Source organism: Pseudomonas sp. ASL9 (assembly GCF_056680335.1).
In genome coordinates this window covers 3788280-3813351 of record NZ_CM155277.1, presented here as the reverse complement: position 1 = coordinate 3813351, position 25072 = coordinate 3788280, and the positions used below count along the sequence as shown (strand labels likewise).

General features: G+C 56.2%; 25 protein-coding genes and 4 tRNA genes. 15 read left to right on the top strand and 14 right to left on the bottom strand.

Annotated features, from left to right (window positions below; translation table 11 throughout):
- The first annotated feature begins 4 nt into the window (after positions 1–4).
- Both AC1ME2_RS17660 and AC1ME2_RS17655 read left to right on the top strand, forming a co-directional pair.
- Entirely contained in the window at positions 5–178 is a 174-nt protein-coding gene (locus tag AC1ME2_RS17660) for a DUF3094 family protein (RefSeq protein ID WP_480435579.1), read from the top strand.
- A gap of 71 nt (positions 179–249) precedes the next feature.
- Positions 250–1548, top strand: a complete 1299-nt coding sequence (locus AC1ME2_RS17655) for an NAD(P)/FAD-dependent oxidoreductase (RefSeq protein WP_480435577.1) — start codon at positions 250–252, stop codon at positions 1546–1548.
- 211 nt (positions 1549–1759) lie between these two features.
- On the opposite strand, the gene AC1ME2_RS17650 is transcribed toward AC1ME2_RS17655, so the two are convergent.
- The 7 genes from AC1ME2_RS17650 to rluD form a co-directional block, all read right to left on the bottom strand.
- Positions 1760–1836 (bottom strand) — tRNA-Pro (locus AC1ME2_RS17650).
- Positions 1837–1936: 100 nt separating this feature from the next.
- Positions 1937–2012 (bottom strand) — tRNA-Lys (locus AC1ME2_RS17645).
- Between the two features lie 5 nt (positions 2013–2017).
- A tRNA-Pro gene (locus AC1ME2_RS17640) sits at positions 2018–2094 on the bottom strand.
- A 22-nt stretch (positions 2095–2116) separates the two neighbouring features.
- Positions 2117–2192 (bottom strand) — tRNA-Asn (locus AC1ME2_RS17635).
- A 284-nt stretch (positions 2193–2476) separates the two neighbouring features.
- Positions 2477–5041 carry an ATP-dependent chaperone ClpB gene (clpB, locus tag AC1ME2_RS17630; RefSeq protein WP_480435576.1) on the bottom strand — a complete coding sequence of 855 codons (2565 nt, stop codon included), beginning with the start codon at positions 5039–5041 and terminating at the stop codon, positions 2477–2479.
- 120 nt (positions 5042–5161) lie between these two features.
- Positions 5162–5935 (bottom strand): peptidoglycan editing factor PgeF, encoded by a 774-nt coding sequence (pgeF, locus tag AC1ME2_RS17625; protein ID WP_480442186.1) that lies wholly within the window; start codon positions 5933–5935, stop codon positions 5162–5164.
- A gap of 8 nt (positions 5936–5943) precedes the next feature.
- Entirely contained in the window at positions 5944–6906 is a 963-nt protein-coding gene (gene rluD, locus AC1ME2_RS17620) for a 23S rRNA pseudouridine(1911/1915/1917) synthase RluD (RefSeq protein ID WP_480435575.1), read from the bottom strand.
- A 150-nt stretch (positions 6907–7056) separates the two neighbouring features.
- Between rluD and AC1ME2_RS17615 the strand changes: the two genes are divergently transcribed.
- The 6 genes from AC1ME2_RS17615 to AC1ME2_RS17590 all read left to right on the top strand — a co-directional run bounded on the left by AC1ME2_RS17615 (position 7057) and on the right by AC1ME2_RS17590 (position 12454).
- Positions 7057–8073 carry an outer membrane protein assembly factor BamD gene (locus AC1ME2_RS17615; protein WP_480435574.1) on the top strand — a complete coding sequence of 339 codons (1017 nt, stop codon included), beginning with the start codon at positions 7057–7059 and terminating at the stop codon, positions 8071–8073.
- Between the two features lie 117 nt (positions 8074–8190).
- On the top strand, positions 8191–8430 hold the full coding sequence (locus AC1ME2_RS17610) for a PP0621 family protein (RefSeq protein WP_480435573.1): 240 nt from the start codon (positions 8191–8193) through the stop codon (positions 8428–8430).
- Positions 8420–10012, top strand: coding sequence for a sensor histidine kinase (locus AC1ME2_RS17605; RefSeq protein WP_480435572.1), 1593 nt, complete (start codon positions 8420–8422; stop codon positions 10010–10012). Before AC1ME2_RS17610 ends, AC1ME2_RS17605 begins: the two co-directional genes overlap by 11 nt.
- 2 nt (positions 10013–10014) lie before the next feature.
- Positions 10015–11358: a sigma-54-dependent transcriptional regulator gene (locus tag AC1ME2_RS17600; RefSeq protein WP_480435571.1), complete on the top strand. Its 1344-nt coding sequence runs from the start codon at positions 10015–10017 to the stop codon at positions 11356–11358.
- A gap of 75 nt (positions 11359–11433) precedes the next feature.
- Complete coding sequence (locus tag AC1ME2_RS17595; RefSeq protein WP_480435570.1) at positions 11434–12033, top strand: nucleotidyltransferase domain-containing protein; 600 nt, start codon at positions 11434–11436, stop codon at positions 12031–12033.
- Positions 12026–12454 carry a hypothetical protein gene (locus AC1ME2_RS17590; RefSeq protein WP_480435569.1) on the top strand — a complete coding sequence of 143 codons (429 nt, stop codon included), beginning with the start codon at positions 12026–12028 and terminating at the stop codon, positions 12452–12454. The genes AC1ME2_RS17595 and AC1ME2_RS17590 overlap by 8 nt, the downstream gene beginning before the upstream one ends.
- An 85-nt stretch (positions 12455–12539) precedes the next feature.
- Here the strand turns inward: AC1ME2_RS17590 and thiO are convergent, their stop codons facing one another.
- A complete protein-coding gene (gene thiO, locus AC1ME2_RS17585) occupies positions 12540–13646 on the bottom strand; it encodes a glycine oxidase ThiO (RefSeq protein ID WP_480435567.1) in 1107 nt (368 codons plus the stop codon).
- 224 nt (positions 13647–13870) lie between these two features.
- Here thiO and AC1ME2_RS17580 point away from each other — a divergent pair, with 224 nt between their 5' ends.
- Genes AC1ME2_RS17580 through AC1ME2_RS17555 form a run of 6 tightly spaced genes read left to right on the top strand, consistent with a single transcriptional unit; the run spans position 13871 to position 21121 of the window.
- Entirely contained in the window at positions 13871–14407 is a 537-nt protein-coding gene (locus AC1ME2_RS17580) for a GspH/FimT family pseudopilin (protein WP_480435566.1), read from the top strand.
- A complete protein-coding gene (gene pilV, locus AC1ME2_RS17575; protein WP_480435565.1) occupies positions 14398–14931 on the top strand; it encodes a type IV pilus modification protein PilV in 534 nt (177 codons plus the stop codon). Before AC1ME2_RS17580 ends, pilV (AC1ME2_RS17575) begins: the two co-directional genes overlap by 10 nt.
- The gene (locus tag AC1ME2_RS17570; RefSeq protein WP_480435564.1) at positions 14847–15734 is read left to right on the top strand and encodes a PilW family protein; all 888 of its coding nucleotides are present in this window, start codon (positions 14847–14849) and stop codon (positions 15732–15734) included. Before pilV (AC1ME2_RS17575) ends, AC1ME2_RS17570 begins: the two co-directional genes overlap by 85 nt.
- Positions 15731–16297, top strand: coding sequence for a pilus assembly PilX family protein (locus AC1ME2_RS17565; RefSeq protein ID WP_480435563.1), 567 nt, complete (start codon positions 15731–15733; stop codon positions 16295–16297). The genes AC1ME2_RS17570 and AC1ME2_RS17565 overlap by 4 nt, the downstream gene beginning before the upstream one ends.
- Positions 16298–16321: 24 nt before the next feature.
- Complete coding sequence (locus AC1ME2_RS17560; protein ID WP_480435562.1) at positions 16322–20644, top strand: pilus assembly protein; 4323 nt, start codon at positions 16322–16324, stop codon at positions 20642–20644.
- 9 nt (positions 20645–20653) lie between these two features.
- Positions 20654–21121 (top strand): type IV pilin protein, encoded by a 468-nt coding sequence (locus AC1ME2_RS17555; RefSeq protein WP_480435560.1) that lies wholly within the window; start codon positions 20654–20656, stop codon positions 21119–21121.
- Between the two features lie 40 nt (positions 21122–21161).
- Here the strand turns inward: AC1ME2_RS17555 and AC1ME2_RS17550 are convergent, their stop codons facing one another.
- Genes AC1ME2_RS17550 through AC1ME2_RS17530 form a run of 5 tightly spaced genes read right to left on the bottom strand, consistent with a single transcriptional unit; the run spans position 21162 to position 23500 of the window.
- Positions 21162–21587, bottom strand: a complete 426-nt coding sequence (locus AC1ME2_RS17550; protein ID WP_480435559.1) for a type IV pilin protein — start codon at positions 21585–21587, stop codon at positions 21162–21164.
- A gap of 11 nt (positions 21588–21598) precedes the next feature.
- Positions 21599–22132, bottom strand: a complete 534-nt coding sequence (locus AC1ME2_RS17545; RefSeq protein WP_480435558.1) for a pilus assembly PilX family protein — start codon at positions 22130–22132, stop codon at positions 21599–21601.
- Positions 22133–22143: 11 nt separating this feature from the next.
- Positions 22144–22848, bottom strand: a complete 705-nt coding sequence (locus tag AC1ME2_RS17540) for a PilW family protein (RefSeq protein WP_480435557.1) — start codon at positions 22846–22848, stop codon at positions 22144–22146.
- Positions 22845–23306 carry a type IV pilus modification protein PilV gene (gene pilV / locus AC1ME2_RS17535; protein WP_480435556.1) on the bottom strand — a complete coding sequence of 154 codons (462 nt, stop codon included), beginning with the start codon at positions 23304–23306 and terminating at the stop codon, positions 22845–22847. Before pilV (AC1ME2_RS17535) ends, AC1ME2_RS17540 begins: the two co-directional genes overlap by 4 nt.
- Before the next feature lie 32 nt (positions 23307–23338).
- Positions 23339–23500, bottom strand: a complete 162-nt coding sequence (locus tag AC1ME2_RS17530) for a prepilin-type N-terminal cleavage/methylation domain-containing protein (RefSeq protein ID WP_480435555.1) — start codon at positions 23498–23500, stop codon at positions 23339–23341.
- 20 nt (positions 23501–23520) lie between these two features.
- Between AC1ME2_RS17530 and AC1ME2_RS17525 the strand changes: the two genes are divergently transcribed.
- The gene (locus AC1ME2_RS17525) at positions 23521–24042 is read left to right on the top strand and encodes a GspH/FimT family pseudopilin (protein ID WP_480435554.1); all 522 of its coding nucleotides are present in this window, start codon (positions 23521–23523) and stop codon (positions 24040–24042) included.
- Between the two features lie 3 nt (positions 24043–24045).
- Here AC1ME2_RS17525 and ispH read toward each other — a convergent pair whose 3' ends face one another.
- On the bottom strand, positions 24046–24993 hold the full coding sequence (gene ispH, locus AC1ME2_RS17520; protein WP_480435553.1) for a 4-hydroxy-3-methylbut-2-enyl diphosphate reductase: 948 nt from the start codon (positions 24991–24993) through the stop codon (positions 24046–24048).
- Positions 24994–25072 lie beyond the last annotated feature (79 nt).

Sequence of the window (25072 nt, the reverse complement as noted above, 5' to 3'; positions counted from 1 at the left end):
TCAAATGACCAGTCGCCTGAACCCTGACGACCAGCAACGTGTCGAAGAGTACCTACAGACCCCACAGCATCAAGTCGAGCGCCGGCCTTTTCGGCCATGGCTGCTGCTTGTGGTGGTGCTGGCGGTTACGATTGGTCTGGGTCTGTTGAGCCGCTTGTTGAGCTATCTGACGCTATGAGCCGCTTGGCGCTCGCACGGATAGAACCTCGATTCCGCCCCCGAATTCCTTAAGCCTTATGAGAACACCCTATGACTCATCGCATTGTTATCGTCGGCGGAGGCGCTGGCGGTCTCGAGCTGGCTACCCGTCTGGGTAAAACCTTGGGTAAGCGCGGTACCGCCAGCGTTGTGCTGGTCGACGCCAACCTGACGCACATCTGGAAGCCACTACTGCATGAAGTGGCCGCCGGTTCGCTGAACTCTTACGAAGACGAACTGAACTACGTGGCGCAAGCCAAGTGGAATCATTTTCAGTTCCAGCTCGGCCGCATGACCGGCCTTAACCGTGAAAATCGGCAACTGCATCTGGCGGCGACGCTGGATGAAAACGGCAATGAGCTGGTGCCGGCACGCAGCCTAGACTATGACTCGCTGGTCATCGCCGTCGGCAGCACCACCAATGATTTCAATACCCTGGGCGCGGCCGAGCATTGCCTGTTCCTGGATACCCGCCAGCAGGCCGAGCGTTTCCATCAACTGTTGCTCAATCGCTACCTGCGCGCGCATGCCGGGCAAACCGACCTGACCGAAGAAATCACTGTGGCCATCGTCGGCGCGGGCGCAACAGGCGTCGAGCTGGCAGCTGAACTTCATAACGCAGCGCATGAACTGGCGTCTTACGGGCTGGGCCGGATTAAACCGGAGAACCTGCGCATCACCTTGATAGAGGCTGGCCCAAGGGTGCTTCCAGCGCTGCCGGAGCGCATTGGCGGGCCTGTGCATCAAACCCTGGAGAAGCTCGGCGTCACGGTGCTGACCAACGCAGCCGTCAGCGAAGTCACGGCCGACAGTTTGATCACTGTCAGCGGCCAGGTCATTCCGGCTACGTTGAAAGTCTGGGCGGCGGGGATCCGGGCGCCAGCGTTCCTTAAAGACCTGGATGGACTGGAAAGCAATCGCATCAACCAACTACAAGTGCGCCCTACCCTGCAAACCACGCGCGACGACAACATCTTTGCCTTCGGCGACTGCGCGGCCTGCCCGCAGCCAGGCACCGATCGCAACGTCCCACCCCGAGCGCAGGCAGCACACCAGCAAGCGTCTTTGCTTGCGAAGTCGCTACTGCTCAGAATCGAAGGCAAGACGTTGCCGGAATACACCTACCGTGATTACGGTTCGCTGATATCCCTGTCGAGTTTTTCGGCAGTGGGTAACTTGATGGGCAACCTGATGGGCAGCGTGATGCTCGAAGGCTGGTTGGCGCGGATGTTCTATATCTCGCTGTACCGCATGCATCAAATGGCGCTGTATGGCATGTTCCGCACCGCGATGCTGATGCTCGGCAGCCGGATTGGGCGTGGAACAGAGCCGAGGATGAAGCTGCACTGAGTGACAGGTACAGTCTGATACACCGTATTCTGCCCTTCGCGAATGAATTCGCTCCCACAAAAGATTGCATATCCCTGTGGGAGCGAATTTATTCGCGAAGAAGGCGGTATGTCAGAAACAAAAAAGGCGTCCCGAAGGACGCCTTTTTTGTTTGGCTTCGATGCGAGTGGCATCTGGCCTTGATCTTCAACCCATGTACATGAGTAGAAAATGGTCGGGGTAAGGGGATTCGAACTCCTGACATCCTGCTCCCAAAGCAGGCGCGCTACCGGACTGCGCTATACCCCGGTTGAAACTTTAAAGACACCTCAACCAGCTGTCTGCGACCTGACACTCTCGGCATCAGATCTATAAGATTCGGCTTCAAGGGTTACCTTGAAGCCAAAAATGGTGGGTCGTGTGGGATTCGAACCTACGACCAATTGGTTAAAAGCCAACTGCTCTACCAACTGAGCTAACGACCCAAAAATGGTCGGGGTAAGGGGATTCGAACTCCTGACATCCTGCTCCCAAAGCAGGCGCGCTACCGGACTGCGCTATACCCCGATATGCTACATCTTGATGAAAATGGCTCCACGACCTGGACTCGAACCAGGGACCCAATGATTAACAGTCATTTGCTCTACCAACTGAGCTATCGCGGAACTATGCATTTCAGACGTAACTTCTACAACTACTGCGCTGAATTTGCTGCTTATTTCAGCCTCAATGACCCGTTTGCATCGCTACGTTCGCGTCTCTGAGGCGCGCTATTCTACAATTTTAAAAAAGACTGTCAACCCTTAAAACTGCATTTAAGACAATGATTTGCGATTTATTTCGGATAGCCCCGCTTACACCCAACATCTCGGTTTTTCATCGCTAAATCCGCGCTAATAAAAAGGCCCTCACCAGGAGGGCCTCTCTCTATATAGAAGCGATCAACGAATCAGCCGAAAACAATCTCGTCGTTGACCACTGAACCGGTCACGCTGGAGCCAGGCAAGAAGCGACCTGAAAGAATCAACTGCGCCAACGGGTTTTCGATCCAACGTTGTATTGCACGCTTCAGAGGCCGTGCGCCATACACCGGGTCGTAGCCCACCGCGATCAGCTTATCCAGCGCCTCAGGGGTCAGCTCCAGTTTCAGCTCGCGTTCAACCAGACGACTGCGCAGACGGCCCAGCTGAATATTGGCGATGCCAGCAATCTGATCTCGCGCCAACGGCTCGAACACCACGACTTCATCGATACGGTTGATGAACTCTGGACGGAAGTGCGAACTGACCGCGTCCATCACCGCCGCACGTTGCGCTTCATGATCACCGACCAACTCCTGGATCTGCGCCGAGCCCAGGTTGGACGTCATCACGATCACGGTATTGCGGAAATCCACCGTGCGTCCGTGGCTGTCGGTCAGACGACCGTCTTCAAGCACCTGCAACAGCACGTTGAACACGTCCGGGTGAGCTTTCTCCACTTCATCCAGCAAGATCACTGAATAAGGCTTACGCCGCACGGCTTCGGTGAGGTAGCCGCCCTCTTCATAACCCACATAGCCCGGAGGCGCACCGATCAGCCGGGCCACGGAGTGTTTCTCCATGAACTCGGACATATCGATACGCACCATTGCCTCTTCGGTATCGAACAGGAACTCGGCCAGCGCCTTGCACAGCTCCGTCTTACCGACACCGGTAGGGCCGAGGAACAGGAACGAGCCGCTCGGACGATCAGGGTCGGACAACCCGGCACGCGAACGCCGCACTGCGTTGGATACCGCGACCACGGCCTCGTCCTGACCAATCACGCGTTGGTGCAACAGGCTTTCCATCTTCAGCAGCTTGTCGCGCTCGCCTTCGAGCATTTTCGAGACCGGGATGCCGGTCCACTTGGACACGACCTCGGCAATCTCTTCTTCGGTCACTTTGCTGCGCAGCAACTGGTTTTCGCTTTTGCCATGCTGATCGACCATCTGCAGGCTGCGTTCCAGGTCAGGGATGATCCCGTACTGCAATTCCGCCATGCGATTCAGATCGCCACGACGACGGGCGGCTTCCAGTTCCTGACGCGACTGCTCGATTTTCTGCTGAATCTGCGCCGAACCCTGAACCTCGGCTTTTTCCGCCGTCCAGATCTCTTCGAGATCGGCGTACTCACGTTCAAGCCGGACAATTTCCTCCTGAAGTTTCTCCAAGCGCTTGATAGCGGCTTCGTCGTCTTCTTTTTTCAGCGCCTGGGATTCGACCTTGAGCTGAATCAAACGCCGCTCAAGACGGTCGAGCACTTCCGGCTTGGAGTCGATTTCCATCCGAATACGGCTGGCCGCTTCGTCGATCAAGTCGATAGCCTTGTCCGGCAATTGACGATCAGTGATGTAGCGATGGCTCAATTTGGCCGCCGCAATGATCGCACCGTCGGTAATCGCGACTTTGTGGTGGACCTCGTAGCGCTCTTTCAAGCCACGCAGGATCGCGATGGTGTCTTCTTCGCTCGGCTCGTCGACCAACACTTTCTGGAAGCGCCGCTCGAGGGCCGCATCCTTCTCTATATATTGACGGTACTCGTTGAGCGTGGTCGCGCCGACGCAGTGCAACTCGCCACGCGCCAGCGCGGGCTTGAGCATGTTGCCCGCATCCATCGCGCCTTCGCCCTTACCGGCGCCGACCATGGTGTGCAGCTCATCAATGAACAGGATGATCTGGCCTTCCTGCTTCGACAGCTCGTTCAGCAGCGCCTTCAACCGCTCCTCAAATTCGCCGCGGAATTTAGCGCCAGCAATCAGCGCGCCCATGTCCAGCGACAGAACACGTTTACCTTTAAGGCCGTCCGGCACTTCACCATTGACGATCCGTTGCGCCAGGCCCTCGACAATCGCGGTTTTACCCACGCCAGGTTCACCAATCAACACCGGGTTGTTCTTGGTCCGGCGCTGCAGCACCTGAATGGTCCGACGAATTTCGTCATCACGACCGATCACCGGGTCGAGCTTGCCTTCTTCGGCGCGCTTGGTGAGGTCGACGGTGTATTTATCCAGCGCCTGCCGCGACTCTTCGACATTGGCATCATTGACCGCCTCGCCGCCTCGGAGGTTGGCAATGGCGTTCTCGAGGGCTTTTTTGCTGACGCCCTGGCCCAGCAACAGTTTGCCAAGCTTGTTGTTCTCATCCATCGCCGCCAGCAGCACCAACTCGCTGGAGATGAACTGGTCGCCCTTCTGCTGTGCCAGGCGATCAGCCTGATTGAGCAGGCGCGCCAAATCCTGCGACATATTCACGTCGCCGGTGGGATTCTGGATTTTCGGCAGTTGGTCGAGTTCTTTGCTCAACGCCTTGCGCAGGCTGTTGACGTCAAAGCCGACCTGCATCAGCAAGGGCCTGATCGTACCGCCCTGCTGTTCAAGCAGTGCCTGCATCAAGTGCGCCGGCTCAATGCCCGAATGGTCGAGCCCCACAGCCAAGGACTGGGCATCAGACAACGCCAACTGCAATTTGCTGGTTAACTGGTCTATACGCATTAGTTACCTTCCTTATTAAGCAGGCCGGAGCGATGGACACACCTATAAAGAAAACCTGCTGGATTGCCCATTAGATGCGGTCGATTTTGCAGGATTCAAGCGCTGCTTGATTGACGCAGATCAGATGTTGTGAGGAGTGAGCGTAGTCGAACCCGTCAACAACGCAGCCTCGTGATCGATCCAGACCAGCGAGGCGAAACGACCGGTACGAGCGCTCCGGCGATAGGAATAAAAGCGTGAGTCATTGACCGTGCAGAAGCCGCCGCCGTACACCGCCGTCACACCACGTGCCGCCAGACGCAGGCGCGCCAGGGTATAGATGTCGGCCATGTAGCGGCCGGCATTGAGGCTTGGCACAAATGCTTGCGCGGTTTCAGGGTGAGTACTTATAAAGGCTTCACGAACTTCTGGTCCGACTTCGAACGCTTGCGGACCAATGGCCGGGCCGAGCCAGACCATGATGTCGCTCGCCGGCACCGCCAAACGATCGACCGTCGCCTCCAATACGCCGGCAGCCAGACCACGCCAACCGGCATGGGCCGCCGCTACACGACTGCCCGCACGATCACAGAACAGCGCCGGCAGGCAGTCCGCCGTCATGATGGTGCACGCGACACCCGGGGTTATCGTCCAACTGGCGTCGGCTTCAATCACTTGACGAGGGTCAGCTTCAGCGACGACGACGCCGTGAACCTGACGCAACCAGGCGGGCTGAATATTCAGATGAGAGGTCAGCCGTAACCGATTGGCAGTCACTGCTTCAGGACTGTCATCGACATGATCACCAAGATTGAAGCTGTCGAACGGCGCCAGACTGACGCCGCCCGCACGGGTGGTGACGCACGACTTGACCCCTACCGGCGCAGGCCAGTCGGGGATCAGCCAGTCCGTCACGAACTCGCTCACCCGATAAACGCCTCGCGATCCTGCTTCAACAGCGTCAACAGCCAGACAAAATCGTCTGGCAGCGGCGATTCCCACTTCATTCGCTTACCGGTCGTCGGATGATCCAGTTCCAGGAAACGCGCATGCAGCGCCTGACGCGGGAAATGTTTCAACGACTCGACCATCGTTACGCTGGCAGCCGGCGGAATACGGAAACGTCCACCGTAGGCTGGATCACCGACCAACGGGAAGTTGATGTGCGCCATGTGCACGCGAATCTGGTGGGTACGACCGGTTTCCAGCTTGACCCGTACATGGGTGTGGGAACGGAAACGCTCAAGCACCCGGTAATGACTCACCGCCTGCTTGCCGCCTTCCATGACCGCCATGCGCTGACGCTGCTGACCGTGACGGCCGATCGGTGCGTCGATTTTGCCACCCGCGGTAACAACACCGATGACGATGCATTCATAGATGCGGCTGACGCTGCGATTCTGCAACTGCGTCACCAGCTGGGTCTGCGCCTGGATTGTCTTCGCCACCACCATCAGACCAGTGGTGTCCTTGTCCAGACGGTGCACGATCCCGGCGCGCGGAACATTGATAATGTCCGGAAAGTGGTGCAGTAAAGCGTTAAGCAGCGTGCCATCGGCATGACCCACTGCTGGGTGAACCACCAAACCAGACGGTTTGTTGATCACCATGATTTGATCGTCCTCGTAGACGATATCGAGCTCAATATCCTGCGCCACCCATTCACCTTGGGCTTCCTGCTCTGCGGTCAGTTGCAGAACAGCGCCGCCATGCACGATGTCACGCGGGCGCAAAACGCCTCCGTCCACAGTCAGGCAGCCGTCTTTTATCCAGGCGGAAAGGCGCGAGCGCGAGTGCTCAGCGAATAATTGTGCGGCGACTTGATCGAGGCGTTGACCGCCCAATTCGGACGGTACCTCTGCGCGAAGTTCTATATTCTCGGACATGCTCAGACTAGGCTGCGGCGTAGCCTTTGGTTTCGGCTGCGCGCTTGTGGTTAAATACGGCGTCTTTTGCCCCGGAGGTTTCACGGGGCACCCATCATAACAGGACGGCCCCGCCCAAGACAGCGGGCCGTCATAGGGACGCTAGCCGCCATGCAAGTGAAACACCTGCTGCTGATCGCCATCCTCGCACTCACCGCTGCCTGTTCATCGAAAGAAGTCATCGACGAAAATCTGAGCGAAGTCGAGCTGTACCAGCAGGCGCAGGCCGACCTGGACAACAGTAGCTACACGAGTGCTACCAACAAGCTCAAAGCACTGGAGTCGCGCTATCCGTTCGGACGCTATGCCGATCAGGCACAGCTGGAGCTGATCTACGCCAACTATAAAAACGGTGAGCCGGAGGCTGCAAAGTCTGCCGCTGAGCGTTTTATTCGTTTGCACCCACAGCACCCCAACGTCGACTATGCCTACTACCTGAAGGGTCTGACGTCTTTCGACCAGGACGTCGGCCTGCTGGCTCGCTTCCTGCCGCTGGACATGACCAAGCGTGACCCGGGGGCTGCCCGCGACTCTTACAACGAGTTCGCCCAGCTCACCAGCCGCTACCCCAACAGCCGTTACGCGCCAGACGCCAAGCAGCGCATGATTTACCTGCGCAACCTGCTGGCCTCCTACGAGATTCACGTAGCGGATTACTACCTGACCCGCCAGGCTTACGTAGCAGCCGCCAACCGCGGTCGCTACGTGGTCGAAAACTTCCAGGAAACACCGTCCGTCGGCGATGGCCTGGCCGTGATGGTCGAGGCTTATCAGCATATGCACCTGGACGATCTGGCTGCCACTAGCCTGGAAGTCCTCAAGCTGAACTATCCCAACCATCCAAGCCTGGTTGATGGCAAGTTCGTGCAGCAGGTCGCCGACGCAGACAACCGCTCCTGGCTGTCCAAGGTCACCCTGGGCCTGATCAGCAGCCGTCCGCCATTGCCGCCGGGTGAAACCCGCGCCAACCAGGACGTGATCAAGCAGTATCAGGATGCCAAGGACTCTATCCCGTCCGAATTGCTGCCTGCCAATCAGGAAGAACTCGACGAGCAGAATCACCAGGCAGAAGGCAGCAGTAAAGACCGCTCCTGGTTCAGCTACATGACGTTGGGTATTTTCGACTGATTCAGTCGTACTGAAAAAGAGGCCTGCGGGCCTCTTTTTTTATTCCGCATTTATCCGCTGTGCGCCCGTCAGCTCCTTGGCTACACTGCCGAATCTTTAATCAGAAAGCTGGTAGACATGGTTCGCTTACTGTTGTGGGTCGTTTTAATTGGAGCGGCGGTATATTTCTTCAAACGCATGGGTAAACGCCCTGCGCCCTCCAGGCAGGCCGAGCCGCCTGAAATCGCTGCCGCGCCCATGGTCCGTTGCGCGCAGTGCGGTGTTCATCTGCCCCGTGATCGTGCACTAAGCCAGGGGCAAGAGTGGTATTGCAGCCAGACACACCTGGAACAAGGCCCGGGCTCCAGTGCCCGCTGAGGCGCTCTCCCTGAGCGGCAATCAGGCTCAGCGAATCCTGCGGCTAAATCACCTTTATCGCGTGACAATAGGCATCACGCTGGTCCTGATGATCTCCAGCAATCTGGACGATGACCTGCTGGAGGTGGCCAATGCGAGCCTGTTTCGGACGGGCTGCTGGTTGTACCTGATCTTCAACATTCTGGTCGTCGTGCTGTTGGACAGGCCGCACAGCGCTGTACAGATATTCGGCCTGGCGATGACCGATGCGGTGATGCTTTCGGCACTTTTCTACGCGGGAGGGGGCGCCCCCAGCGGGATTGGCAACCTGCTGATCGCCTCAGTCGCCATCAACAATGTGTTGCTGCGCGGGCGCATTGGGCTATTGATCGCCGCCGTCGCGACCATTGGTATCATCTATCCGACGTTCTACCTCAGCTTTAACCGCCCCTCTGCCTATAACCAGTATCTCCAGGCCGGCTCGCTTGGCGCAATGTGCTTTGCTGCCGCGCTGCTGGTACAAGCGCTGACTCGTCGCCTGCACCTCAGCGAGTCGCTGGCAAAGGAACGGGCGGCGGATGTCGACAAGCTGGAAGAACTCAACGCGCTGATCCTGGAACGCATGCGCACCGGCATTCTGGTGCTCGACGCCCAACGTCAGGTGTTGTTGGCCAATCATGGCGCGCTGACCCTGCTGGGCCAGGAGCAACTGATCGGCGAAACCATCGACGATTACTCACCGCAATTGGTCGAGCGGTTGCGGCAATGGCAGATCAACCCGATATTACGCCCGCACAGCGTGGTGACGTCCTCGATCGGCCCGGTGCTGCAACCAAGCTTTATCGCCCTCAACCGCGGCGAACAACGTCATACCCTGATTTTCCTTGAAGACCTGTCGCAAATTTCCCAGCAGGCCCAGCAACTCAAGCTCGCCGCATTGGGCCGCCTGACCGCCGGGATCGCCCACGAAATTCGCAATCCACTGGGCGCCATCAGCCATGCCGCTCAGTTGCTCAAGGAGTCCGAAGAACTGACGACCTCGGACAGTCGCCTGAGCCAGATCATTCATGATCAATCGCGACGAATGAATCTTGTGATTGAAAACGTTTTGCAGCTGTCTCGCCGACGCCAGGCCGAACCTCAGGCACTTGATGTTCGACGCTGGCTAGAGCAGTTCATCAGCGACTTTCGTAGCTCCGTTACTGCCTATCAGCAATTGCATGTTGAAATCGGCATGGGCACGCTGACCACGCGCATGGACCCTGAACAACTCGCGCAAGTGCTCACCAACCTGCTGCAGAACGCATTGCGTTACAGCGCCAAGGCCCATGACCTGGCCCAGGTCTGGCTTACACTGTGCCACGATCCGATCAGTGACTTGCTGATCCTTGAAGTGCTCGATGATGGCCCAGGCGTGACCAGCGAGCACCTGAGCAAGATTTTCGAACCCTTCTTCACCACGGAAAACAAAGGCACCGGACTGGGCCTTTATATTTCCCGCGAGCTGTGCGAAAGCAATCAGGCACACCTGGACTACAGACCACAGGAAGGTGACGGTAGCTGTTTTCGCATCACCTTCGCCCATCCGCTCAAACTGAGTTAAACATGAGCCCACGGCAAAAAATCCTGATCGTCGACGATGAACCGGATATCCGCGAACTGCTGGAAATCACGCTCGGACGGATGAAACTCGATACCCGCAGCGCGCGCAACGTCAAGGAAGCGCGCGACTGGCTGCTGCGCGAGCCTTTCGACCTGTGCCTGACCGATATGCGCCTGCCCGATGGCAATGGCCTGGAGTTGGTGCACTACATCCAGCAGCGTCACGCGCAGGTGCCCGTGGCGATGATTACCGCGTATGGCAGCCTCGACACGGCAATCAATGCACTCAAAGCCGGGGCCTTCGACTTTTTGACCAAGCCGGTGGACCTCACCCTCCTCCGCGAGCTGGTGACCAGCGCCTTGCGCTTGCACCCCCCGGCCACGGCTGACAGCACCAGTATCGACAGCCGCTTGCTGGGCAACTCCCCGCCCATGCGCGCATTGCGCAATCAAATCAGCAAACTGGCGCGCAGTCAGGCGCCGATCTACATCAGTGGCGAGTCCGGCAGCGGCAAAGAACTGGTAGCGCGCCTGATCCACGAGCAAGGTCCGCGCATCAATCAGCCCTTTATTCCGGTCAACTGCGGCGCAATTCCCTCGGAACTCATGGAGAGTGAGTTCTTTGGCCATCGCAAAGGCAGCTTCAGCGGCGCGGTCGAAGATAAACCCGGATTGTTCCAGGCCGCTGACGGTGGGACGCTGTTCCTTGATGAGGTTGCGGACCTACCGCTGGCCATGCAGGTCAAGCTGCTGCGTGCGATCCAGGAAAAGGCCGTGCGCTGTGTCGGTGGACAGCAAGAGCTGGTCGTGGACGTGCGCATCCTCTGCGCCACCCACAAAGACCTGAGCGCCGAAGTCGCCGCTGGCCGCTTCCGCCAGGATTTGTACTACCGCCTGAACGTCATCGAACTGCGCGTGCCGTCCTTGCGCGAGCGCCGGGAAGACATCGTCCAACTTGCCGACAATGTACTCAAACGACTGGCCGACGGCTCGGGACAGCCCGCCTCCAGGCTCAACGCACAAGCGCTCGACACACTGAAAGGCTATCGATTCCCTGGCAATGTGCGCGAACTTGAAAACATCCTCGAACGCGCCCACACCCTGTGCGAGAACGACCAGATCGAACCCAGCGACTTGCGCCTGGCCGACTCACCCTGCGCCCACGACCCCGACGGCCCCAACCTGGCCGAGATCGACAACCTGGAAGACTACCTGGAAAGCATCGAACGCAAATTGATCCTGCAAGCCCTGGAAGAAACCCGCTGGAACCGCACCGCCGCCGCCCAACGCCTGAACCTGACGTTTCGGTCCATGCGTTATCGGCTTAAGAAATTGGGGCTGGATTGAGCCGTTTGAAAATGCCTACTTGATAGTCCCTAAAAAGGGACCTATCGTTCCCTTTTTGGGACCTTAGAGATTGCCATGCCTGCTCCATCACTCGGCAACGCGCTATTTACGACCACTCAGCAGAAGGTGCTAGGTTTGCTCTATGGCAAACCCGATCAAAGCTTTTTTACCAATGAAATCGTTCGCTGGGCCAACGTTGGCAAAGGCAGCTTGATGCGCGAACTGGCGCGGCTGCAGGGTGCCGGAGTTCTGACCGTGAGACGTCGGGGAAATCAAATTCATTATCAAGCCAATCCAGATTGCCCCATTTATTCAGAACTCATCAGCATCGTGCGCAAGACTTTCGGTATTGCCGAGCAACTGCGCCTCGCTCTCGCGCCGCTTGCATCCACTCTGATTTGGGCCTTCATCTATGGTTCCATTGCCAAGGGGACAGCGCAGGCCGCAAGCGACATAGACTTGATGCTGATCGGCGACGAACTGCATTACAGCGAAGTCATGGAGCTCTTGATTCCTCTTGAAGAGCAGCTAGGCAGAACCATAAACCCAACGCTTTACACGCTTTCTGATTGGCTGGCCAAACAGGAAGCTGGCAACAGCTTTGTTCAGCGCGTTGAGCAACAGGAAAAGATCAACATCATTGGAAACAACCCAAAGGAGCCTAAGGATGGGTAATTACGAAAATCTGGAAAACCTGGTTCGTAGCGGCAGCCTGAAAGCCGAACCGCCCGATCAGAAGGAATGCGCGGGATTGCTGCGATCAGCTATTGATCGCTTAACGGATGCCCACAACTCCACACTGTCCTTCGCCAGCCGATTTGACCTGGCATACAACACCGCACACGCACTGGCCCTGACAGCCTTGAGGCTCTGCGGATATCGCTCAGACCGTCGATACTTAGTATTTCAGTGCCTGATCCATACCCTGGAGTTGAGCAAGACTCAGGTTCGACTTTTTGCTTTGTGCCATGAACGACGAAACCTGGCTGAGTATGAGGGCTATATGGATGTAGATGAGCCGCTGCTCGCTGACCTACTCAATGCAACTGATGCTTTGCTTGAGAGGGTGGAACTAGCTCTCCATAATTCAAACTGAGCCCTATGCGGCAGGACTTTGCATTACGCGACGCTGGCTCATAGCCGTTTGAGGCGGGCAGGTTTATTCAGCCCGCCCCAAATTCTCAGCCTACCAATCTTCCATCTGGCGCGTACGGTGCGGCATCGATAATCGGCTTACGCTCGGACAATAGGTCCGCCAGCAGCTGACACGACGCGGGCGCCAGCACCAGGCCGTTGCGGAAATGCCCGCAGTTCAGCCATAACCCATCAAAGCCCGGCACAGGGCCAATGTACGGAATGCCTTCAGGCGAGCCTGGGCGCAAACCGGCCCAATGCCCCACAACCTCTGCGTCCGCCAGTGCCGGAATTAGCTCAACGGCTGAAGCCTTCAGGCTCTCCAATGCGCTGTCGGTGGTGGTTTTGTCGAAGCCCTCATATTCCAGCGTACTGCCGACAAGGATGTGCCCGTCACGTCGCGGAATCGCATAACGGCCCTTGGCGAGGATCATGCTGGGCAGGAAGTCCGAGGCGCATTTGTACAGGATCATCTGACCCTTGACCGGCTCGACCGGCAACTCCAGATCAAGGGTCTTCAGCAGTTCGCCACTCCAGGCACCCGCCGCCAGCACCACGCGATCCCCGAGGATGTCGCCCGCCGCCGTGCTGACGCCCAGGACCTTGCCACCCTCACGGATAAAGCCACTGACTTCGCACTGCTCATGAAGCGTGACATTGGGCAGCGCCAGCAGGGCCGCTTTCAGCGATTTCACCAAACGCGGGTTACGCACGTTGGCGACGTCCGCCATGTAGATCGCTCGCGAATACCCCTCACCGAGCACCGGCACCGCAGCGTAAGCCGCCGAAATATCCACCGCACTCAGCGGCCGGTTCTCCCGAACTGCCCATTCCAGTGCTTCTTTTTCATCGTCCAGATCAAGCCAATACAAGCCCGTCGTATGCACCTCAGGATCAACCCCCGTGGCCGCAAACAAACGTTCGGCCAACTGTGGATAAAAATCCTGCGACCAATGCGCCAACGCGGTCACCGCTGGGCTATAGCGCCAAGGGTAAAGTGGCGAAACAATGCCGCCACCGGCCCAGGACGATTCCTGACCCACCTCGGCACGGTCGAGTAAAACAACGCTTTCTACCTCGGCCGCCAGAGTGAACGCGGTCAACAGACCGATAACCCCACCGCCGACGATTACTACTTGTTGATGCTTGGCCATTATTTATCCAACAGTAAAAAAGGGGGGACGCCGCCGAGCTAACCGGCAATCGCCTTTCGAAGCTGATTTCGATTATGGCGCTTGTGGGCGGCAACAACGATAGCCCTTACGGCTAGAGCGTCAAAATGCCACTGGTCTGCTGAATTGCCCGGATATCTCTTACATAAGGACTTTCAATCTAGGTAGTATCACGATATTTCAACCTGCCAAATGGAATTTCCGTCATGGATTTCGGCTCTGGCTTCAGACATTCGAAAGCGCATCGTAGCCGTCACAGCCCATGCCCAGCAGACTCTAGTCGTGGATTTACGTTGATCGAATTAGTCGTCACCGTGGTCATCGTCGCGATCTTTGCCGCTATTGCCATCCCCAGCTTCAGCCACCTGGTCCATAAGAACAACGTGACCGCCACAGCCAATGAGCTTTACGACCTGCTGCAGTACTCCCGCGGCGAGGCAGTGACACGCGGGACTAAAATCACCATCAGTGCACCGGGCGCCGATAAGACTGGCTGGAATGGTGACATTGCAGTGAGCACCAAATCTCCGACTGTCGTGCTGAGACAAATTGGCGCTGGCGGACTGCAAACGGGGGTCACCATCACGGCAACAATAGGCAGTATCGAGTTCTCACCCACTGGCAACGCCTCATCGGCAGCCTGCTTTCAATTCAGCTACAACGGAGACGCCGCGATTCAAACCCAATATGTCGGTGTACAAGGAAGCGGCCGTATCAACGCGCCAGCGGGGGCATGCAATTGATAACCGGCACCGCCAGCAAATCTTCCGGTTTCAGCATGATCGAGGTGCTGGTCAGTCTACTGATCATTGTTATTGGTGTGCTGGGCATGGTCGGCCTGCAAAGCAAGGCGATCCCTTACACGCAGGACTCGGTGCAACGGAATACCGCGATCATGCTCGCGGATGATTTGCTGGAACTGATCAGAAGCAACCCGAATTGCAGCGCCATCGGTAGTTGTCAGAAATTACCCGGAGCTTCGTTTCCAGGCGCCCCCGCCTGCATCCCCACGCCCACCAGTTTCAATGATCAAGTCGGCTGCTGGGCGGTTCAAGCAGGCAATGCCCTACCGGGTGCCAGCACCCTATTAACAAGTGGATTTTACGTCTGCAACAGCACAACGCCAGGCGACATAACAGCGAAAAGTTGCGGTACAGGGAGCGAAATAGAGATACAACTTTCATGGACCGTCAAGACAGCAGGCGACTGTATGGATCCCTCAAACAGCACGACGACCTGCACGTACAAAATCAGGACGCGACTGTGATGAATTTAAGCGCTGAAACAAACACTATTTATCCTTATCAGCAGGGCCTTTCGCTGATTGAGCTGATGGTTGCCATGACCATTGGCTGCATTTTAATCCTTGGCATTACCCAAATTTTTATAACCAACCAGAAAAGTTATCTCTTTCAGCAGAGCCAGCTTGGCAACCAGGAAAATGGCCGCTTCGCGCTTGCTATGCTGGGCCAGGAACTATCAAAAGCGGGCTACCGAAGCCAGCCGACCGCATTAATCGCCAATAACGGCTCCGTTTCAGGCTGTAATTTCCCCGCTGGTGTTTCGGTGGTCGCCCTCTCGGCCACCTCGCTGTGTATTCAGTACCAGGCCAGTAATAAAACCGACGTGTCCTGCCAAGGCGTGGCGCTGTCGATCACTGATCAAAACGTCATCGCAAAACCCTACTCGCAAGCCAACCCTGTGTTCGTTGAAAAAATCGCCCTTGATACCACGACGAACTCAATAACGTGTACGACGGGCGGCACCACACAACAACTGGTTACCGGGGTTGCCGACATCCGCTTCGACTACGGCGCCGGAGATGGCATCGGCGTGGGTGACACTAAGACAGTGACCATCTTTGGCCCTACCCCCAGCACCGCTCAAACGATAGGGGCGGTCCGCTATGCCGCCCTCATGCAAAACGGCGCCTCAATGATTCGCGATACCACTGATGTGCCAAAGATACTGTCCGACTGGAATACTCGCTTTAGCGGGACCATTTCCGATAACACCAAGATTTACCAAATCGTGCAGGGCACCATCATGCTCAGGAACCAGATGCAATGACCGCTCCTTTGAGTTCGACCCATTCCCCAGTGGCGCGCAACCAATCAGGGGTAACGTTGCTGGTTGCTATTATCTTTCTGCTGATCATTACTGTCCTGGCCATCTCCAGCATGCGTGGTGTGTCGCTTGAGTCTCGTATCACTGCCAATCTCAAACAGCAAAAGACCCTGAAGAGCGCAGCGGAAGCCGGTTTACGTATGGGAGAAAACAGTATAAGCACGCTCGCAGCCCCCCCGTCAGTTAAAGGCTGCACGACAATAACCTGCCTGCCGTGGGTGCTGTCTGAGCTCACGACAAATACCAACGCTGATACCCCGACCCAATTCACAGCGGCCAATGCAGCAAATATGGCCACTGCCCCGACTGCATACAATACGCAAATTCAATGGTACGTCGTACAGCTCGGAAAGTTGAATGGCGTGAGCCAGAATAGTTGTGCAGTCAAGGGGTGTGGTGCCTGGTACTACGAAATCAATTCATGCGCCTCTACCGTGTTGTGCACTAGCGATACCACGACCCAACGCGTCATCCTGCGCACTGTAATCGCCCGTTATTACCCTTAACGACGTGTCAATACTGGACAACTCATGAACTGCTCAAAAAAAATCTACAGTATTTTCATCGCACTGACCAGCATGCTGTCCCTACACTGCTCAACGACAGAAGCAGCAACCATCAGCCAAGTCCCCGCGCAACTGCCAAACTTCGTCAATACCGCAGTCCCCCCCTTAAATATGCTGTTGGTGGAACGCGACAACAAGCTTTTTTTTCCTGCTTATAATGATGCCTCCGACCTGGACGGCGATGGGTCCATCGACATCCGCTACAAACCGTCGATCACTTACCTGGGGTATTTCGATTCCGGAAAATGCTACACCTATGGAAACGGCTACTTCTCTCCGACGTCTATTACCGCCACTAAAAAATGCAGTGGAAACTGGAGCGGCGACTACCTGAACTACCTGACCACTTCCAGGGCTGACGCATTACGAAAAGTACTGTATGGCGGCTATCGCTATGTCGACACTGCCACACAAACAATCTTGTCCAGGGCCTATATATCCACGAACGCCCAGACATGGGGCAAGGAATACAATAGCCTGGCAGTAGACGGCTATAACCTCTCCGACTACACACCGTATCCAAACCCCACCGCCGGAAACTACGCACTTTTTGCAAACAACAGCCAAGGAACAACTGAAGCCACGTACCCTCCACTGTTGAGGGTACTTCCCAACATTGCCAACGTCCGTATATTTGGCTGGGTTTCCCGGGAAGTTGTTGAGGGTGGAACCACCGCCACCAACACAAGCCTCGTCGACGTTACGGTCGCCCCCGTTGACTTTGCCGTCAGGGTAGAGGCCTGTAAAACGGGCTTTCTGGAAACAAACTGCAAGTTGTATCCGAATGGCCAATACAAGCCCACTGGCATCCTTCATGATTACGGTGAAGGCAATCAGATGTACTTTGGCCTGATGACGGGCACGTACACTAACAACCTCCAAGGCGGAGCCCTACGCAAGGCGATGGGCAGCTTTGCCACCGAAATTGATCCCTCCACTGGTATTTTCGGGACAAAAACGGGCTCAGTCTATACTAAAGGTGCCATCATCGGGACGCTCGACGGCTTGATATTAAGCCCTCTTACATGCGGCTCTATCACCATCCCGCTAAACTCGACCTGCCCAAACGCGGGAAACCCACTGGCAGAAATGATGTATGAAACGATGCGTTACTTTAGTGGCGCTGCAACGCCCACCCCTGGCTATATTTCCGGTGCAGCCGATACAGCGCTCGGCCTTAGCGGGCTGACCAGCTGGACAAATCCTTACTCACTTACACCAAATGCGAATGCCACCAATCCCACTTACCCAAAATGTTCCAAACCGTTTGAGACCTTATTCAGCGACGTAAACCCAAGCTATGACTCGGATCTCCCAGGAAGCAGCTTTTCCAACCCCACCGCAGTTCCGGCGGCCTTACAAACGCTGAACGTTTCAACCCTGGGCAGCACTATATGGAACAATGAGATAGGTGGAAGCGCAAGTATCAATATCGGCGAAGTGCTGACCAACAACGATTCCGCACCTACCGCCAAAACTGCATCAAGCTTTGGTAGCATACGAGGACTTCCAGACGAGCCTACAAGACAAGGGACCTATAATGCTGCAGCGGTCGCCTATTACGCCAACACCAACCCGATCACCTCGCTCGGCAATCAAAAAGTTCAAACGTTTTCTATTGCCCTATCCTCAACACTACCGCGCATTCAGATACCCGTCGGCAGCGGCACCATTACGCTAGTACCTTTAGGTAAAGTTGTCAGTACTGCCCCCAACTACGCAACCGAACGCTTCAGCGGCTTCTTCATTGACTCGCTCTATAACATGCCTGGCCAACCCTCCGACTCCACCAAAAATGGGGGCCGGGCACAGGCTATTTTCAGGGTCGTGTACGATGACTGCACCCAAGGCTGCGACTTTGATATGGACGCTATCGTGCTCTATACGGTAGCGGTCAATTCGGGCGGGACGCTTGATGTTACATTGCAGACGACTTACTCGAACGCGGGCTACGAATCCCACATGGGTTACACCATCTCCGGGACGACGCATGACGGCATCTACCTAGACGTGAGGGGCGGCGGAGGCTCAACCACTACAACTAACTATGCTCTGGACACGCCCGGAGCGAACTTTCCCGGCCAATGCCCGTGCTCTGGCACAAGCAGCCAATTACCCGGCATGCTGACCAGCAGCGTCCCCGTCAAAATCAACGGTACCGCTACCACTAGCCATACACGCAACTTTACCGCGTCACCGACGAGCGCTGTCACCAACCTGCAGAACCCACTCTGGTACGCGGCCAAGTGGGGCGGCTTCGGTGACTCGACCAACACAGCCAGCAGCCTGCCCGTCTCCGGACAGTGGGACTCAAACACGGCAAAAACGCCCAACAACTACTTCTTGGTTACCAACGCTTCTACGTTAAAAGCACAACTATCCAAAGCCTTCAATCAGATTTTGCAAACAAACAGCTCGGTTGCGGCACCCGTAGTGTCTCAGTCACTGAGTACCAATAACTTGACCTCTACTTACGTGAACAGCATGAATGTCGCCTACTGGAGTGGAGACCTGACTAAAACAACCACTACCACTACAACCGTGGGTTCAAGCTTTACGACGAGTACAGCGACCAATTGGGTGGCCAGCCAAAAAATGCCCGCCTGGGGCTCGAGAAAGATCATGATGGCCAACTCGAACGGCACAAGCCTGCAGAGCTTCATTTTTGCCAATCTCCCAACGGGCACTTTGACCTCGCCACAGGTAGATTTCATTCGTGGCGACACCAGCAATGAGACATCGACCTACCGCAAACGAGCCTCATTGATAGGAGATATCGTAAACTCTGCACCTGCGATCGTCAGCACCGCCAGCTTCGTTCCGTCGGTCGCGGAAACCTTGGGCGGAGCAGTGGGAGACTACACGACGTTTAAAACCACCCAAGCCACCCGCCGCGCGCAAGTGTATGTGGGCGCCAACGACGGTATGCTGCACGCATTCGACGCCAGTACCGGCGTCGAACAGGGCGTCGAAAAGTTTGCCTTTATTCCTACCGCAGTCATCCCCAACCTCAGCGCCCTAAGTACCAGCACCTATAACTCAAACCCGTCACTGCATAGATATTACGTTGATGGCACGCCTGTCACTTCAGACGTCTACTTCAGCGGGGCATGGCACACCGTACTGATAGGAACATTGGGAGGTGGAGGGCGTGAAATTTTCGCACTGGATGTTACAGACCCAGACAACATAACCCTGCTTTGGGAATTCACCTTCCAGAACAATTCCGATTTGGGTTACAGCTTTTCCACGCCAGTAATTGCCAAGCTGCATTCAGGAAACTGGGGAGTCGTCGTAGGCAATGGCTACAGCGGCAACAACGGCGTTGCAGCGCTATTTATCATCGACGTTGGGACGGGTACCGTTACCGAAGTTAAGACATCCATCGGCGGCAATAACGGCTTATCGTCTCCGGTCGTACTGGACTCCAACTCGGACGGTATCGCTGACTATGTCTATGCCGGTGATCTGTTAGGCAATCTATGGAAGTTCGACCTCACCAGCACGAGCGCAACGGGCTTTACCGTTGGGTTTGGTGGAAAACCTCTCTATACCGCAACCGTGAGCGATGCAGCAGGTTCAGCAGTTCAATCCATTACCGCGGCCCCTGTTGTAGTGGCACACCCAAGCGGAACGGGAACCCTGGTGATATTCGGTACCGGCCGTGACTTCACTACGGCCGACAAGGCCAGCACGGATCTGCAGACCCTGTATGGTATTTGGGATACATCGGCGAGGACCGCAGGCTCACTGCTTGCTCGATCCAGTTTACAAGCGCAGACCATTACGACGCAGGACAACAACGCTACCTTTGGCAGCACCACGGCCGCCATCCGGGTTATCAGTAATAACACCGTAGACTGGACAAAAAAATACGGTTGGTACCTGGACCTGACCGCCAACAGCACCCTACTGGGCGAGCGGATAGTTGATCCACTGGTTATTTCAGGCAGTGTGCTGCTGGCCTCTACGCGCACACCCAGCACTGATATTTGTTCACCAGGCATTATTGGATGGAGATACGGCCTGGACCCAACAACCGGTGGACAAACCAGTTTCACAGTGTTCGACCTTTCTCAAAATGGAGTCATCAGCAGTGCAGATAACTACAACGGAAATATTGTAAGTGGTTTCGGCTCTGGCGCAGGTGGTTTTACCGTCGCCTCCAACGCAACCAATGGTTCGATCACCGGAAAGACTTATAACAGCAATGGTGTCGGCAGTTCATTTACCGGCGGGACATTTTATAATGGCCGTCAAACCTGGCGCGCCATCCCCTCGCCTTAGGAACTCAGCATGCGTAACAACATGAAAGCGCAACACGGTTTCACCCTGATAGAGCTGGTTATCGCCGTGGCAATCGTGGGTATTCTTGCTGCGATTGCTTACCCGAGTTATACGAAGCACATACAACACGGTTATCGGTCCGAAGGCATCGCAATGCTGACAGACGGGGTCGCGCGGATGGAACGATATTATGCGCAGAATAGTACGTATGCAGCGGCTGATCTTGCAGCGTTAGGCTTTGCTACGGGAGTGGCCCCGGCTAAAGTAACCGTTGACACTCCCGTAGCCTCTCAATCTGGCAAATACAAGCTCAGCTTCAAGGGTGCCCCAAGTGCTACGACGTACACGTTTCAGGTGGTCCCACAAGACGCACAGGCCAAGGATACTTGTGGCACGCTAACTATTGATCAAACGGGAACCAGAACAACGTCACTAGACTCAACAACGTCAACTGACAGCGCAGCATGCTGGAAATAATCGCGACTGATTTAAACCTTAACGGAGCCAGACTAAAAAGTTAACGGCTCCAGCACAGCAGAGTTATAGCCTCACTGGCCACGTTTAAATTGTCACGCTTGCCGACATTGTCGATCACAAAGCTGCCGCATTTATCACCCGCCATCATGGCCGTTCCGACAGGCGTGGCGATCAGGGTAAACGCCTGAGCATTCGTGCGATCCGCGACGAGCGTGTAAAAAGCGTTTCCTGCAGAGACCTCAAGCGTCACAGCAGGCGGACCGATAGAATCTGAATACTGCCCATTGCGCGAATAAAAGCGTTCTAACTGGTGTGCCGTTTCCGAGAGCAGCCCGGCGATTTCGGCGCGATGGGTTCTCTTCACATACTCGGTGTAATTTGGAGAGGCAATAGTCGCCAGAATGCCAACTATCGCCACGACGATGATCAGTTCGATCAAGGTGAAGCCTTTACTCTGCCGGTGCATGGCTCCCTTCTTCACTGTATTTGCCGCCACATGATTCGACGGTTAACACCATAGACACTCTCCAGCACCGTCCGCGAACCACCCTGCACACCCACTCCCGTGATGCGGTACAACGTCCATCGCTCAGGCTCTTGCGCCCCAACCACGGGTATCACATTGACGGGGCTCGTTGTTGTGGCGAAATGTTGTACGGCATAAAAACCGCCACTGACGGCTACCCACGTCACGCCTGACGCCACGTGCGGACCGGCTGCCGTCACATTGATCGCCTCCCCTGGAGGTGCGCAGGTGGGGACTGTCGAGCAGGTCGACGATGAGTAATCCGGCATTTGCACGGCGGACTCACCTATCCGTAAGGCAGCTTCCGCAAACTGAAAAGATTCATTGCGCAGCTTCACGCTACCCGCCATTTTTTCCTGAAGCGTCGCATTCTGCATAGATGACAGGCCGATCAGCGTCAGCAACAATAAAAAAACCAAACTGATCAACAACACCATCCCACGCTGTAGACCTGCGAGCCCCTGACCGTCCCCAATCGCTTTCATGCTGACCTCCCCTACCCGAGCCGGTTACGCAGCGCTGCGACGACATTGAATGTCTGGCTTTTTACCCTGCTGGTCGGGTCCGTTAACGTCATGGACAGGCGAATGCTTCGGATAAGCGTGGGGTCTTCAGGGTTGGCGGTATACCGTGAAACGGCGGTATCCGAGGCGGTGCTGGCAACACCGAAAAGCACATCGAACGCACTGACGTTATTGATCAGCACCAGAGGCCCTAGCACTATCTCGCTGTTGCGACTGCTGTAGGTGTATTCGACCTTGCGGATGGGGAACGCCTGCTCACCGATTGCGGGGCCTGGGGCATTTCGACCGGAATAGGCGGTGGCGGATGACGCGCAGTCAGAATGCACAACCCACGTCGGTGTGCCGCCACCAATACCCACGTCAGCCGTCATCAACGTCAATTTCTGCGCATGACTGTCCCAATAGACCGGCGTACGTTGGGCGGCCATAAAGTCGCCCGTGGCGCTGGAATCCTTCACCGTCGCCAGGCAGCCGAACATGCCGACCATGCGGATTTCCTGAATCATTTTACTGAGTACGAATCGCCCATCCTCTTGCATGCTGGCGGATGCATCCTGGCTGACATAGGTGTTCTTGGCGCTGGTGAGCAGTTGGATGAGGGCCAACGTGATGACCAGCCCCAGCGTCATCGCCAACATGATCTCTATCAGTCCAAAGCCTTTTGAACGGTTTTTCATAAGGCCACCAGCGGATCTATTGCGACACGACTCTTCAACGTGAACGTCTGCAAACTGCCCGCGGCATTAGCCGCACGGGAGTCATTCCAGGTAATGGTTATCGTGACCGCGCGCATGGCTACTACAATGGCAGCGGCCGCGCCTGTGCCCGCAAAGTCGGTGACATGGGTGGCGAAGTCGAAGAGGTCTTGATCGCGCGGTACGGTGAGATTGCCAACCGTCGGCGCATTATTCAGGGAGGTCAGTGTGTAGTCCGCGTCCGGATTGGCGCGTATGCGGTCCATCATGTCGTAGGCGATGAAGCTGGCGTGACTGTTCAGGGCCGCGCTGTCGGTGTACTTCAGTGCATTGAGCTGAATCGCCGCCGCGCCGAGCAGGCCGATTGCAAGAATGAGAACCGAGATCAGCACCTCGATCAACGTCATCCCGGTTTGGGAATATTTTTTTCCATCAAGCATCAACAGGCTCCATCCAGACCAATACGTCCAGACTAGTGAAGCCGATGTTGACGATGTACGGGGGCTCGTGAGCGCGCTGATTTGTAACTATTCCCCACCGCCCCTACCGACACAGTGATTAACAATTCAATCAGTGCGAAACCCTTGGCGCGATGGCGTATTGGGTGTCTTCTAACAACCCGTTCGGCACTCAACTTCCAGGAAGGAGACCTCAATGAAACAACGAGGTTTTGGTCTCGTTCAACTATTGGTCGGTATAACGCTGATCGCCATTGTCGCCCAGTTCGCGATTCCGGGGTTTACCCAATTGATTGAAGCCCAGCGTCGTGATGACGCAGCCCGCCAATTGGCCAGTGGCATTCGTTCAGCGCGCACTGAAGCGATCATGCGTAATCAGGTGGTGTTGATTCACGCGATAGACGATGACTGGAGTTTGGGCTGGAGGATGATTGTCGACCACAACGGCGAGGGCGCAGGAGACGAGCGTAATCCGGTGCTGGTGGAACGGGCGAGCAGTGGCAAAGTCACGATTGTCGGTAACAGGACGGTGAAACGTTTCGTGCGTTTCAACGGCCTGGGAACACCCCTGCATGCCAGTGGCGGCTTTTTTGCGGGCACTCTCCACATTTGCGATACAGAACAATCCGCCAGTGACTATCAGGTGGTGCTGTCGAAAACCGGGCGGGTCAGTCTCAGAAACGATAAAGCCGAGAACACGCTTTGCCGCCCGGTGTAAGCCTCAAAGCAACGACTTCACCCGCAGTTCCTTGGGCATCGAGAACGTGACGTTCTCTTCACGGCCAGCCAGTTCGTCAGCGCCGGTTGCACCCCAGGCCTGTAACTGCTGAATCACGCCGCGCACCAATACTTCCGGGGCCGAGGCACCTGCAGTAATGCCGATGCGCTCGACGCCATCGAACCAGCTGCGCTGCAGGTCTTCGGCGCCGTCGATCAGGTAGGCCGGGGTGGACATGCGTTCCGCCAGCTCACGCAGGCGGTTGGAGTTGGAGCTGTTCGGGCTGCCGACCACCAAGACCACGTCGCACTCATCAGCCAACTGCTTGACTGCATCCTGGCGGTTTTGCGTGGCGTAGCAGATGTCGTCCTTGCGCGGACCGCCAATGCTCGGGAAGCGTGTGCGCAGGGCATCAATGACGCGACCTGTGTCGTCCATGGACAACGTCGTCTGGGTCACGAACGCCAGGCTCTGCGGGTTGCGCACCTGCAGGTTGGCGACGTCTTCTTCGTCCTCGACCAGGTAAATCGCGCCGCCATTGCTGACGTCGTACTGGCCCATGGTGCCTTCAACTTCCGGGTGGCCGGCATGGCCGATCAGGATGCACTCGCGACCGTCACGGCTGTAGCGCGCAACTTCGATATGCACCTTGGTCACCAATGGGCACGTTGCGTCGAACACTTTCAAGCCACGGCCCGTGGCCTCGGTGCGCACAGCCTGAGACACGCCGTGAGCGCTGAAAATCACGATAACGTCGTCAGGCACCTGATCCAGCTCTTCGACGAAGATCGCACCACGGGCGCGCAAGTCTTCGACGACGAATTTGTTGTGAACCACTTCATGGCGCACGTAAATCGGCGGGCCAAACACTTCAAGGGCACGATTGACGATTTCGATCGCACGGTCCACTCCAGCGCAGAAGCCGCGGGGGTTGGCGAGTTTGATTTGCATGCTGTGCCTCGTGTCTACGCGCAGGAAAACAGGACGTTCAACCGGCCCGACCTAAGCCGGGCACACGGTTGGGCTCTAA